The 12277-nt window shown below is 70.9% G+C and carries 14 protein-coding genes; 9 read left to right on the plus strand and 5 right to left on the minus strand.

What is annotated here, in order from left to right; all coding sequences use genetic code 11:
• Positions 1 to 34 precede the first annotated feature (34 nt).
• A complete protein-coding gene (locus A6Q79_RS11555) occupies positions 35 to 436 on the minus strand; it encodes a LysR family transcriptional regulator (RefSeq protein WP_286690335.1) in 402 nt (133 codons plus the stop codon).
• A 91-nt stretch (positions 437 to 527) separates the two neighbouring features.
• Between A6Q79_RS11555 and mce the strand changes: the two genes are divergently transcribed.
• The 3 genes from mce to A6Q79_RS11570 all read left to right on the plus strand — a co-directional run bounded on the left by mce (position 528) and on the right by A6Q79_RS11570 (position 3709).
• A complete protein-coding gene (mce, locus tag A6Q79_RS11560) occupies positions 528 to 977 on the plus strand; it encodes a methylmalonyl-CoA epimerase (protein WP_067856341.1) in 450 nt (149 codons plus the stop codon).
• 155 nt (positions 978 to 1132) lie between these two features.
• Positions 1133 to 2473, plus strand: coding sequence for a crotonyl-CoA carboxylase/reductase (gene ccrA, locus A6Q79_RS11565; protein WP_067856338.1), 1341 nt, complete (start codon positions 1133 to 1135; stop codon positions 2471 to 2473).
• A gap of 246 nt (positions 2474 to 2719) precedes the next feature.
• On the plus strand, positions 2720 to 3709 hold the full coding sequence (locus A6Q79_RS11570) for a hypothetical protein (RefSeq protein ID WP_317698336.1): 990 nt from the start codon (positions 2720 to 2722) through the stop codon (positions 3707 to 3709).
• 331 nt (positions 3710 to 4040) lie between these two features.
• On the opposite strand, the gene A6Q79_RS11575 is transcribed toward A6Q79_RS11570, so the two are convergent.
• Together A6Q79_RS11575 and A6Q79_RS11580 are read right to left on the minus strand one after the other, a co-directional pair.
• Positions 4041 to 4421: a hypothetical protein gene (locus A6Q79_RS11575; protein ID WP_286690334.1), complete on the minus strand. Its 381-nt coding sequence runs from the start codon at positions 4419 to 4421 to the stop codon at positions 4041 to 4043.
• 159 nt (positions 4422 to 4580) lie between these two features.
• A complete protein-coding gene (locus A6Q79_RS11580) occupies positions 4581 to 5777 on the minus strand; it encodes a 3-hydroxyacyl-CoA dehydrogenase NAD-binding domain-containing protein (RefSeq protein ID WP_067856326.1) in 1197 nt (398 codons plus the stop codon).
• Positions 5778 to 5859: 82 nt separating this feature from the next.
• On the opposite strand from A6Q79_RS11580, the gene A6Q79_RS11585 reads away from it, so the two are divergent.
• The 3 genes from A6Q79_RS11585 to A6Q79_RS11595 are packed head-to-tail and all read left to right on the plus strand — an operon-like array spanning position 5860 to position 7374.
• Positions 5860 to 6261 carry a lipocalin family protein gene (locus A6Q79_RS11585; protein WP_067856323.1) on the plus strand — a complete coding sequence of 134 codons (402 nt, stop codon included), beginning with the start codon at positions 5860 to 5862 and terminating at the stop codon, positions 6259 to 6261.
• On the plus strand, positions 6261 to 6938 hold the full coding sequence (nucS, locus tag A6Q79_RS11590) for an endonuclease NucS (RefSeq protein ID WP_067856320.1): 678 nt from the start codon (positions 6261 to 6263) through the stop codon (positions 6936 to 6938). The genes A6Q79_RS11585 and nucS overlap by 1 nt, the downstream gene beginning before the upstream one ends.
• Before the next feature lie 10 nt (positions 6939 to 6948).
• A complete protein-coding gene (locus A6Q79_RS11595; protein ID WP_286690333.1) occupies positions 6949 to 7374 on the plus strand; it encodes a hypothetical protein in 426 nt (141 codons plus the stop codon).
• Between the two features lie 203 nt (positions 7375 to 7577).
• On the opposite strand, the gene A6Q79_RS11600 is transcribed toward A6Q79_RS11595, so the two are convergent.
• Entirely contained in the window at positions 7578 to 8000 is a 423-nt protein-coding gene (locus tag A6Q79_RS11600) for a hypothetical protein (RefSeq protein WP_144433703.1), read from the minus strand.
• A 298-nt stretch (positions 8001 to 8298) separates the two neighbouring features.
• On the opposite strand from A6Q79_RS11600, the gene A6Q79_RS11605 reads away from it, so the two are divergent.
• The 3 genes from A6Q79_RS11605 to A6Q79_RS11615 all read left to right on the plus strand — a co-directional run bounded on the left by A6Q79_RS11605 (position 8299) and on the right by A6Q79_RS11615 (position 10897).
• Positions 8299 to 9699, plus strand: coding sequence for a M15 family metallopeptidase (locus A6Q79_RS11605; protein ID WP_317698339.1), 1401 nt, complete (start codon positions 8299 to 8301; stop codon positions 9697 to 9699).
• A gap of 66 nt (positions 9700 to 9765) precedes the next feature.
• Positions 9766 to 10065: a hypothetical protein gene (locus A6Q79_RS11610; protein ID WP_067856309.1), complete on the plus strand. Its 300-nt coding sequence runs from the start codon at positions 9766 to 9768 to the stop codon at positions 10063 to 10065.
• A gap of 58 nt (positions 10066 to 10123) precedes the next feature.
• Positions 10124 to 10897 (plus strand): isocitrate lyase/phosphoenolpyruvate mutase family protein, encoded by a 774-nt coding sequence (locus A6Q79_RS11615; protein ID WP_067856307.1) that lies wholly within the window; start codon positions 10124 to 10126, stop codon positions 10895 to 10897.
• A 55-nt stretch (positions 10898 to 10952) separates the two neighbouring features.
• Here the strand turns inward: A6Q79_RS11615 and A6Q79_RS11620 are convergent.
• Positions 10953 to 12277: methylmalonyl-CoA mutase family protein (locus A6Q79_RS11620; RefSeq protein ID WP_317698342.1), on the minus strand; the 1325-nt coding region annotated here is incomplete at its 5' end.

A 12277-nucleotide genomic window follows, 5' to 3' on the forward strand; every position in this document is an offset into this window, starting at 1 on the left:
GCGGACCCTCGCAGGACAACGAGATTCACGATCTCTAGGACTCCTCTTGAGAAGTCCCTCGCTTCCTGGTAATGGCCGCCGAGCGACCGCTGCCCGCGGCGTCGTGACGTGACCTCCTGCGGCCGTCGCCGGCCGGACGTCGGCCCTGCGACCCCGGCACGGCCGGCCCGGACCGCGCCGACGCCTCCAGCCGCTGGAGCTCCTGCGCGGCGACCAGGATGAGCCGAGCAATCGGCACGGCTCGCCGTCCCGCGGACGTGAGCCGCGTCCCCGAGCCCGTGCGCTCGACCAGACGCGTCCCGCACACCTTCTCCAGGGCGTGCAGATGGGCACTGACGGCAGCCGGTGAGAACGCCAGCGCCTGCGCCGCACCCCCGATGGAACCCTGCGCCTCGACCATCACCAGCGCCCGCAGCATGCGCATCTCGACGTGCATCCGACCTCCGCCCTCCGTGGACTATCGACACTACGTTCGATCTCGGACGACCGGCCCGCGCCCGGCTGCACGCTCCTCTACGCTGCCTCCCATGACCTCCTCCTCCGTCGTCCCCGACCACCTGCTCGTCGCGATCGACCACGTCGGCATCGCCGTCCCCGACCTCGACGAGGCGCTCGCCTTCTACTCCTCGGTCTTCGGCCTGAAGTCGATCCACGAGGAGGTGAACGAGGAGCAGGGCGTGCGCGAGGCGATGCTGGCGGTCGGCGACTCGGGCTCGTGCATCCAGCTGCTCGCGCCATTGGACGACAGCTCGACCATCGCGAAGTTCCTCGAGCGCAACGGCCAGGGCGTCCAGCAGCTCGCCTACCGGGTGACCGACATCGACGCGGTGTCGGCGATCCTGCGCGACCGGGGCGTCCGCCTCCTGTACGACCAGCCCAAGCGCGGCACCTCCGACAGCCGGGTCAACTTCGTGCACCCGAAGGACGCCGGCGGCGTGCTCGTCGAGCTGGTCCAGCCCGCGGCCACCGGCCACTGACGTCGTCGCGGCGCTCCGTGCCGCCCTCGCGCCGGGCCCCCGCCCGGCGTGACCTGATCCACATGCGCGAGACGGGACGCAGAAGGCTACGTCTCGGTAACATCGCCGAAACCCGTGCCGGACCGAGCGCCGGAACACCCACCACTGGAGGCCCCGTGCAGCACATCCTCGATGCGATCCTCGCCGGAGACACGGCGGGCGAGGACTTCGCCAACCTGGAGATCCCCGACCACTACACCGCCGCCACCGTCCACAAGGACGAGGTGGACATGTTCGAGGGCGTCGCCAGCCGCGACAAGGACCCGCGCAAGTCGATCCACGTCGAGGACGTGGCCCTGCCCGAGCTGGGCCCGGGCGAGGCGCTCGTCGCCGTCATGGCCAGCGCCATCAACTACAACACCGTCTGGACGTCGATCTTCGAGCCCGTCTCGACCTTCGGCTTCCTCGAGCGCTACGGCAAGCTGTCGCCGCTCACCAAGCGCCACGACCTGCCCTACCACGTGGTCGGCTCCGACCTCGCCGGCGTCGTGCTGCGCACGGGTCCCGGCGTCACGCAGTGGAAGCCGGGCGCCGAGGTCGTGGCGCACTGTCTGTCGGTCGAGCTCGAGGACCCGGCGGGCCACGACGACACGATGATGGACCCGCAGCAGCGCATCTGGGGCTTCGAGACGAACTTCGGCGGCCTCGCCCACATCGCGCTCGTGAAGTCCAACCAGCTCCTGCCGAAGCCGGACCACCTCACGTGGGAGGAGGCCGCGTCCCCCGGCCTCGTCAACGCGACGGCCTACCGCCAGCTCGTGTCCAAGAACGGCGGCAACATGAAGCAGGGCGACAACGTCCTGATCTGGGGCGCGTCCGGAGGGCTCGGCGGCTTCGCCACGCAGTACGCGCTCAACGGTGGCGCCAACCCGATCTGCGTCGTCTCCAACGAGGAGAAGGCCAAGATCGTGCGCAGCATGGGCGCCGAGCACGTCATCAACCGTTCCGAGGAGAACTGGAAGTTCTGGAACGAGGACGGCACCCGGCAGAACCCCAAGGAGTGGCAGCGCCTGGGCAAGAAGATCCGTGAGCTGACCGGCGGCGAGGACATCGACATCGTCTTCGAGCACCCCGGTCGCGAGACCTTCGGCGCGTCGGTCTACGTCACCCGCAAGGGCGGCACGATCACGACCTGCGCGTCGACCACGGGCTTCATGCACGAGTACGACAACCGCTACCTCTGGATGAACCTCAAGCGGATCGTCTCCAGCCACTTCGCGAACTACCGCGAGGCCTTCGAGGCCAACCGACTCATCGCGCAGGGCAAGATCCACCCGACCGTGTCGAAGACGTACAAGCTCGAGGACGTGGGCCAGGCGTCCCTCGACGTGCACCACAACCTCCACCAGGGCAAGGTCGGCGTGCTCGCGCTGGCACCCGAGGAGGGCCTGGGCGTGCGCAACGAGGAGTTCCGCGCGCGGCACCTCGACGCGATCAACCGCTTCCGCGGTATCTGACCCGCGCACGCACGTACCCCGTCGAGGGCCCGGACGCACCGCGTCCGGGCCCTCGTCGCGTGGGGCGTCGACGTCACAGCACGGACGTCCGGCACGCGCCCGCGTCGTCACTGCGTCGTCGCCCCGCCTGGGTATGGTGGACGACGTCGCACACCGCGGCCGGCGCAGCAGCGCACGCCGCGCCCACCGGCGTCCCAGCACGACCTCCAGCACACCCCCCCCCGAACCGACAGGGAGCACAGCGGCATGGCCGAAGAGCAGTCCGGTTTGTCCATCTTCGACGCGGCGCGCAAGTCCGCCGAGGCTGCGTTCCCCCTCGCCCGTCGCGGCGGCTACGACAGCGACGCGGTCGACGCCTGGGTCCGCACCCAGACCGCCGAGCTGCAGAAGGCCGCAGCCGCGGTCCAGGCGCTGCAGGAGGAGAACGACGAGCTGCACGACATCGTCGAGCAGCTGCGCGAGCGGGTCGAGTCGATCGAGCGGCCCTCCTACGCAGGCCTGGGCGGTCACGCCGCCCAGCTGCTGCAGCTCGCCGAGCAGGAGGCCGAGGAGATCCGCAGCCGCGCCCGCCGCGAGGCCGAGGAGACGCTGAAGATCGCCGAGGAGGAGGCCACCCTCGTCCGGACGGTCGCCGCGAAGGAGGCCGAGGAGACCCGCGGCCGGGCCGTCGTGGAGATCGAGGAGAAGCGTCGCGAGGTCCTCACCGAGGCCGAGGCCGGACGCGCCGAGGCTGCGGCGCACGCCGACGACGTGCGCGCCCAGGCCGACCGTGAGGCCGCACAGATCCGTCTCGCCGCCGAGCAGGACGCCCAGAACATGCGTCTCGGCGCGACGCGCGAGGTCGAGCAGGCCCGCGCCGCAGCCGACCGCGAGGTCACCGAGGCTCGCCGCGTCCTGGCCGTGGAGAAGGAGCGGCTCGCGCGCGAGGCCTCCGAGAACCACGCCGCCGCCACCGAGCAGACCGCGAAGCTCGTCACCGACGCCGAGACCCGTGCCGCTGCGGCCGACGAGCGGGCACGCGGGCTCATGGCCAAGGCGAACGCGGCGAAGGAGTCGGCTGCTGCCGAGGCGGCCGGCATCATCGAGAACGCCCGCAAGGAGGCCGCGTCGCTGGTCGCCAACGCGCGCGCGGACGCCGAGCACCAGCCGGCACCTGCTGCGGCGTCGGACGCCGCTGCGGACGACGCGACGGCGGACGAGACCGGCGAGGAGCCCCGCACCCCGGCAGCCGGCTGAGCTGCCGGCGAGCCCCGCCGCATCGTCCTCCCCTGGGACCCTGAGGCCCTAGGGCTGGCGCGTCCAGCACGCGGTGTGCCAGTGCCGACGCTCGTCGACGGCGTCCGCGCTGAGCAGCGCCTTCTGCACGGGCCACACCACCACGTGGGGCGTCGCGGGCGGGATAGGTCGGTGGCAGGCGGGACACGTGTAGGTGCTGCGCGCGCTCGAACCAGTCACACGACGGACGTGCCAGTCACCGTCGCGCTTGCTCTCCACCGGCGGTGGCGCCGAGGCTGACGCAGGCCCGCGGGGACGGCGGGGCGGACGTCGACGGGACACCCGCGCGAGACTACCGGGCGGCGTCGGGCACGCAGTACGAGCGCAACCAGCCCCGCCGGTGCGCTGCGACGTCGAGCGCGTCGTCGAACGGCAGCACGGCCGCCTCTCCGCTCAACCACTCCACGACCACGGTGTCCGTGAGTCGGGGTCGCACGGTGCACCGCAGGCCCTGCCCCACGAGCTGGTCGACCATGGCCGCAGCCGCCGACGACGGTCGGTCGGCGTCGCAGGGACCGTGGTCGCAGAGCACGACCTGCTGGTGGTCGGGCTCCGAGGGCGGGCCCACCACCTCCTCCGCGACGACCACGGCGGGCACGAAGGAGACGACGAACGACAGCACCGAGCTGCGCACGAGGTGGCTGCCGCGCCTCGCCAGGTCGATCGTCGTCACGGGTGCTCCCGTCGTTCGTCCGCGTCGATCCGATGACCGTCGCGAGAGCATCAACGACTGGTGTCGAGCGGAGTTACCCGACGGTCCGTTCAGTGGACCTGCCCGAACGCGGTCAGGGGCGCCCGGGAGACCCGGACGCCCCTGCTCACGCGATGGTGCTCAGTAGGTGTGGAAGCCCTCGCCGGTCTTGCGACCGAGCTTGCCCTCGGCGACGAGACGCTCGAGGGTGGGCGCGGGCGTCCACCCGTCGTGGCCGAAGGTGCTCACCAGCGTCTGCTCGATGGCCAGCGAGACGTCGTTGCCGACGACGTCGAGGAGCTCGAACGGACCCATCGGCAGCTTGGTCTCCTTGAGCGCCGTGTCGATCTCCTCGAGGCTGCCGCCGCCGGCCTCGTGCAGCTTCACGGCGTCGTTCAGGTACGGGAACAGCAGGGCGTTGACGATGAAGCCCGCGCGGTCGCCGCAGGACACCGGGTGCTTGGCGACGTCGAGGCACAGGGCCTTCACCGTCTCGGCGACCTCGGGCGACGTGCTGTCGGCCGAGACGACCTCGACCAGCTTCATGACGGGCGCCGGGTTGAAGAAGTGCATGCCGACGACGTCCTGCGGGCGCGACGTGGCCTCGGCGCACGTCCCGATCGACAGCGACGACGTCGTCGTGGCGAGGATGGCACCTGGCTTCGTGATCCGGTCGAGGTCGCGGAAGAGCTCGAGCTTGACGTCGATGTCCTCGGCGATCGCCTCGACGACGATGTCGACGTCGTCGAGCGCGTGGCGGTCGGTCGCGGCGGTGAGGCGACCGATCACGTCGGACTTCTCGTCCTCGGTGAGACGACCCTTGGCGATGGCGCGGTCGAGGTTCTTCTCGATGCGGGCCTGGACCGCCGCGACCTTGTCGTCGGTGCGGCCGACGAAGACGACCTCGTGACCGGCCTTGGCGAAGACCTCGACGATGCCGGAGGCCATGGTGCCGGTGCCGACGACGCCGACCTTGCCGACGGGGTGGTGCTTCTGCGGGGCCGGGGTGGCTCCGCCGTCCGCGGCGGCGGACTCGAAGGTCGAACCGGCCTCGGCGAGCTTGACGAGGACCGGCGCGGGATCGTGCAGCGGGTCGCCGGTGGAGGCATGCTGCTCGCGCAGACCCTCCACGACGGTCGCGGCACCGAGCGCGTCGACGAGCGCCAGGGGTCCGACCGGGTAGCCGCACCCGAACCGCATCGAGGCGTCGATGTCGTCCTTCGTCGCGTAGCCGCTCTCGTACATCGAGGCGGCGTGGTTGAGGTACGGGTACACCAGTGTCCGGGCGATCTGCGCGCCACGGTCGTCGGCCGTCAGACGGTCCACGATCTCCTGCATGCCTACTCCTAGGTAACTACGGGGTCGTGACACACTAGCGTCCGATCAGGATCTACGGGAGGACTGTCCTATGAATCGACGTATGAGCCGCGCCACGGGGGTCGCCGCCCTCGTCCTCGTGACCGTCGCGGCCTGCGGGACGGACGACGGCCCGGGCACGCCGGAGGGCTCCTCGCCCTCCCCCAGCGCATCCTCATCCGCACCCTCGGCGTCGCCTTCGTCGGCCGCGCCGACCGAGAACCCGGCCACCGCGGCCGACCTGGCGGGCACCTGGCGCGACGACGCGAAGGACTGGACCGTCACCTTCTCCGCGGACGGCACGTTCACCGAGGACTTCCAGGGCGTGCCGAAGTTCCGCACGGGCGACTACGAGGTCTCCGACGGCGTCGTGCAGCTGATGGGCGCCGACGGCAACACCGATCGCGGCACCGTGAAGGACGGGACTCTCGTGTTCCGTCTCGGCACGCTGGTCCGGCAGCAGTAGTGCGTCTCCTCGTCGCGCGCTGCCAGGTCGACTACGCCGGGCGGCTCACGGCCCACCTGCCCATGGCCACCCGGGTGATCATGGTGAAGGCGGACGGCTCGGTGCTCGTGCACTCCGACGGCGGGTCGTACAAGCCGCTGAACTGGATGAGCCCGCCGTGCACCCTCAAGGAGGGCACGGCCGAGGACGGCCGGGTCGAGTGGACCGTGCAGGCAGGCAAGACCGACGACACGCTGCGCATCCTCGTCGATGAGGTGCTGCACGACTCCCAGCACGACCTCGGCGTGGATCCGGGGCTGCGCAAGGACGGTGTCGAGAAGCACCTGCAGGAGCTGCTCGCCGAGCACACCACCACGCTCGGCGTCGGCATGACGCTCGTGCGCCGTGAGTACATGACGGCGATCGGTCCGGTCGACCTGCTGTGCCGCGACGACGCGGGCGCCTCGGTCGCCGTGGAGATCAAGCGGCGCGGCGAGATCGACGGCGTCGAGCAGCTGACGCGCTACCTGGAGCTCATGAACCGCGACCCGCAGCTGCGGCCCGTCCGGGGCATCTTCGCCGCGCAGGAGATCAAGCCGCAGGCCCGCACCCTCGCCGAGGACCGCGGCATCCAGTGCGTCGTCGTCGACTACGACGCACTGCGCGGCATCGACGATCCCTCGCTGCGCCTCTTCTAGGCTCCATGCCATGCAACCCCTTGCCACGGTCGACGTCACTCGCCCATGGCACTGGGGCATCGCGATCGTGTCCGACCCCGACCTCGGAGGAGATATACCGGACGTCGATCCCAGCGGTGGGGTGTCGGCGAACGAGAAGGGGATCATCGTGCCCGTTCGCCACGCGCAGGACATCGAGTCGTTCGAAGGGGACTTCGAGTGGGCCGAAGCGACCGTCACCGTTCGGCTGTGGTCCGACCCGCCTGACGTCGACGACGGATGCACGATCGTCTTCGAGGGCTGGCTCGCCACCCCGACGGGGCGACTGTGGATCGGGGATGCGGACGAGAACACGGTCGCGGAGGGGTTCCCCACGTCGACCGGCATCCGAGTCGCGCTGAAGTCCGACGACCTCGACTCACCCGAGCAGGTGTGGGTCGACGCATGGAAGGCATGATGCTCGACGCGACGGTCGACGACTGCATCTGAGGCGTCGAGAAGCTGACGCTACCCGGACCACGCGGACCGCGACCCAGAGCGGCTCTGTGCACGACGTCTTCGCCGCCCAGGAGGTCAACCGGCAGTCCCGCCCGGCTCGCAGAGACAGCGGTATCCAGTGCGTCGTGGTCGACTACGACGCACCGCGTGGCATGACGAACCCTAGGTGCGCCTCTTCTCGGACGAGACGCCAAGCACGCGGCCCGCGAGAAGGTCGAGCGCCCTCGCCGCCGGGTAGTCAGCGAACGTCGCGTAGGCGTACGTGTGGTACTTCCACCAGTAGCTTCGAGCGCGGTCACGCGTGCGCGCCACGAACGGAGCGTTCTCCTCCATGAACGCCACCAGCCTCTCGATCGTCGACGCTGCAGTACTTCCCGACCTGAGCGTCGACTCGATCTCGGTGACGATCTCGACGACGTACTCGCCGAGGAGCTGGACGATGAAGGGCGAGGCGCACGGCTCGTCGAAGGTGAGCAGCGACGGGAGCCACGCCTGACGCTCGCGGCCGTCGTGGTGGCGTGAGTGTATGCATGCTGCGACACCGAGCTGCGTGGACGTGAGCCGGGCGCGGTCTGGAGCGTCCATGCCCCCGTGATACTGCCGAGCAGGGATCTCCACGACCTCTCCGTCCACCACGATCCCACGAGGACGCCGTGGCGAATCGATCGTGTGAGCCGAGGTTCCGTGCGAGGCGGCCGAGAGCGCAGCGACGACGACCGCGACATCGTCGGCCAGACGGGCAGGGAAGGCGCGCGCCCAGACAGCACTCTCGTCTCCTGTTGGCACGACCATCCCTGGAGGGTATTGCCTCAGTGGACGAGGCGACCGACGGCCGCCCCGCTCCTCGACGCGCGTTCTGGCGGGAGCGGTCCTACGGTGAGGCATGCGCCGGTTCCTGGTGATCCTCCTCACGACCGTCCTCGTCACGCCCACCGCGGCGGCGCGGGCCAGCACGGCGGCCGAGCCGTCCCCCGACCCGACACCGGAGCCGACCACCGAGCCCGACCCCGTCGAGCCGGAGCCGACCGATCCACCACCCACGACGCCGAGCCCCACCGTCACGCTCGACGTGACCACGGTGCGGGTCTGGGCCCGCACCACCGCGGCGCTGGCCGGTCGGGTCGACGGTGCGAGCCCGACCAGCGCCCTCCGCGTCGCTCGACGCTCGGGCGACCGGTGGACCGCACTCGCAGGGACCAGCGTGGTCACCGGGAGCGACGGCAGGTTCACCGCGAGGGTGCCTGCTGCGGCGGGACGCACCACGGTGCGCGTGGAGCTCGTCGACGCCGGTGCGGTCGTGGCTGCGTCCGCGCCGGCCGACGTCGTCGGAGCCGCGGCACCCAGCACCGCGCGGATCGCGATGCCGAAGGCGGTCACCGACTACAGGAAGGCGAAGGTGGCCGCCTCGTGGCGCACCGTCGACGGGCGTGCCGTGAGCGCTCGCCTGGCCGTGGAGTTCCGCCGCTCCGGCACCCGCACGTGGGTCCGGTCCGGCACCGTGACCCTGCGCAACGGCAAAGGATCGACCTTCGTCAAGCCCCGCTACGACGGTCGCTGGCGGGTGCGCTCCTTCGGCACCAGCACCGTGCTGCCCACCCGCTCCAGCTCGGTCTACGTCGACAACCGGCCTCCCGGATCCGTCATCCGGCTGCCGAAGGGCACGCCCGGACCTCGCATCCGCCTGGCCGCCCAGCCGCGTGCACCACGCGTGAGTGCTGACGCCACGGTCTCGCGCATCCCGACGGCGATGTGGCGCTCGATGCGGGGGCGCAGCTGGCACGCGGGCTGCCCCGTGGGCCGCGACCAGCTGCGCGTCGTCCGCGTCAGCTACTGGGCCTTCGACGGCTACGTCCGCCGCGGCGAGATCGTCGTCCACGCCCAGCACGCCCGTGCCACCGCTGCCGTGTTCACCGATCTGTTCCGCATGCGGGCACCCATCCGGTCGATGTACCGCGTCGACCGGTTCGGGTGGAGCAGTGCCCTGCGCGGCGCCGACGACTACGCCTCCATGCGCGCCGACAACACCTCCGGCTTCAACTGCCGGCAGGTGGTCGGTCGACCCGGCACCCGCAGCCCCCACGCGTACGGGAACTCGATCGACATCAACCCGTGGGAGAACCCGTTCGCGTCGGGCTACGGGTGGACGCCCAACAGCACGTGGCAGCGGCGCACCACGCCCGCCGCCATCACCTACCGCGGCGCGAACGACCCGGTCGTCGCCGTGCTGCGCCGCCACGGCTTCCGCTGGCTCGGGTTCGCCGACCTGCACCACTTCCAGCGCTGATCCAGGCGCCGGGGTCCTCACGTGAGGAACCCGGCGCCGTGGGGGCCGCGGTGCTAGGTTTCGCTCGTGTCGAAGCTCCCGAAGAAGAAGTGCTGCGTCAGCAAGACGCGGTGCAAGCGCTGCCCCCTGCGCATGCTGAAGGAAGGCACCCTCCCCGACGGGTACGGCGTCAAGCGTCGCCGCCTCGTGCGCATCGACGACGACGGAACCGTCCTGCCGCTGGAGAAGAAGGACAAGAAGTCCTCCAAGAAGGCAGCGAAGAAGAAGGCCAAGAAGAAGGCGAAGAAGAAAGCCCTGAAGAAGGCCGAGAAGAAGGCCCAGAAGAAGGGCAAGAAGTCGTCCGGCTCCAGCCTGCGCGCCGCCTGACGTCCAGCTCCCGGGACTCGGCTGGTGGGGCCCGCTCCCCTGTCCTAGCGTCAGGGCCATGGACCTCTCGACCCGTGCCCAGACCCTGCTCGACCTGCACACCGCTCCGGAGCTGCTCACCGTCGTCAACGTGTGGGACGCCATCACCGCCCGCGTCGTGACCGAGGTCGAGGGCACCCGTGCCCTCGCCACCGCGAGCCACTCCATCGCGGCCTCCCACGGCTACGAGGACGGGGAGAACATCCCCGTCGACGAGATGATCGCCGCGATCGGGCTGATCGTCGCGAACACCCACCTCCCCGTCAGCGCCGACCTCGAGGCGGGCTACGGCGACCCTGGCGAGACCGCTCGGAAGGCGATCGGCGTCGGGGCGGTCGGCGCCAACCTCGAGGACCAGCAGAAGCCGCTCGCCGAGGCCGTCGCCGCGGTCGAGGCCGTCGTGCGGGCCGGCGAGGCCGAGGGCGTCCCGTTCGTGCTCAATGCCCGCACCGACGTCGTCGCGCAGGCCGGCGACCGTCCGCACGACGAGGTCATCGCCGACGCCGTCCAGCGCGGGAAGGCCTTCATCGAGGCGGGCGCCCCCGTCGTCTTCGTGCCTGGTCCGCTCTCCGAGGACGACATCAGCACCCTGGTCGACGCGTGGGGACCGCAGCGCCTCACCACCATCGGCTACCCGGGCTCGGTGCCGCTCGCCCGGCAGCAGGAGCTCGGCGTGGCCCGGGTCTCCTACGGACCGTTCACCCAGTCGGTCGCCCTCATGGCCCTGCAGGACCTCGCCCGCGACGTCGAGGCCGGCGGCAGGCTGCCCGAGGACTTCCGCGTCCTCAACTGACGACGGCACGAGGCCCCGCACCGCGCACGGTGCGGGGCCTCGTCACGTCCCGGTCTCAGACCTCGAGCCCGTGGGCCTTGCGGACCTCGTCGACGATGCGGCTCATGATGTCGGTCATGCCGAAGTCCTTCGGCGTGAAGACCGCGGCGATGCCGTCGGCCTCCAGACGGCGGCCGTCGGAGTCCGGGATGATCCCGCCCACGATGAGGGGCACGTCGTCCATGCCGGCGTCGAGGAGACGACGCTGGACGTCGGGCACGAGCTCCATGTGCGAGCCCGACAGGATCGACAGGCCGACCACGTGCACGTCCTCAGCGACTGCGGCCGACACGATCTGCTCGGGCGTGAGCCGGATGCCCTGGTAGACGACCTCGAAGCCGACGTCGCGGGCACGGACGGCGATCTGCTCCGCGCCGTTGGAGTGACCGTCGAGTCCCGGCTTGCCGACGAGGAAGCGCAGGCGGGTGCCCAGCTCCTCCCCCGTCCGCGCCACGCGCTCGCGCACGGCCGTGAGCTCGGCGCCGGCCTCGGCCACGCCGACCGCACCGGACACGCCCGTGGGCGCCCGGTACTCGCCGAAGACCTCGCGCAGCGCACCCGCCCACTCACCCACGGTCGCGCCGGCGCGTACGGCCGCCAGCGTGGCCTCCATGAGGTTGGTGTCGGTCTTGGCCTCGGACTGCAGCCGCTCGAGGGCCTGGTCGACCTCGGCCTGGTCGCGCTGGTCGCGCCACGCCTGGACGTCGGCGATCGCGTTCGCCTCGGCCTGCGGGTCGGCGACCATGATGGCCGCGTCGAGGTCGGACGTCAGCGGCGACGGCTCGGTCTCGGTGTAGCTGTTGACGCCGACGACCTTGAGCTCGCCGGCCTCGATCTGGGCCCTCCGGGCAGCGTGGGAGGCGACGAGCTCGGACTTCATGTAGCCCGACTCGACCGCCGCGACCGCACCGCCCATGGCCTGCACGCGGTCGATCTCGGCCTTCGCGCCCTCGATGATCTCCGCGACCTTGGCCTCGATCACGTGCGAGCCCTCGAAGATGTCGTCGTACTCCAGCAGGTCGGACTCGTAGGCGAGCACCTGCTGCAGTCGCAGCGACCACTGCTGGTCCCACGGACGCGGGAGTCCGAGCGCCTCGTTCCAGGCGGGCAGCTGCACCGCACGCGCGCGGGCGTTCTTGCTGAGCGTGACGCCGAGCATCTCCAGCACGATGCGCTGGACGTTGTTCTCGGGCTGCGCCTCGGTCAGGCCGAGGGAGTTGACCTGCACGCCGTAGCGGAAGCGCCGCATCTTCGGGTCGGTGACGCCGTAGCGGTCCCGGGTGATCTCGTCCCACAGCTGGCCGAAGGCCCGCATCTTGCAGGTCTCCTCGATGAAGCGCA

Origin of the sequence: Aeromicrobium sp. REDSEA-S32_B7 (assembly GCF_001626145.1) — a bacterium.
GTDB classification, from domain to species: Bacteria; Actinomycetota; Actinomycetes; order Propionibacteriales; family Nocardioidaceae; genus Aeromicrobium; species Aeromicrobium erythreum.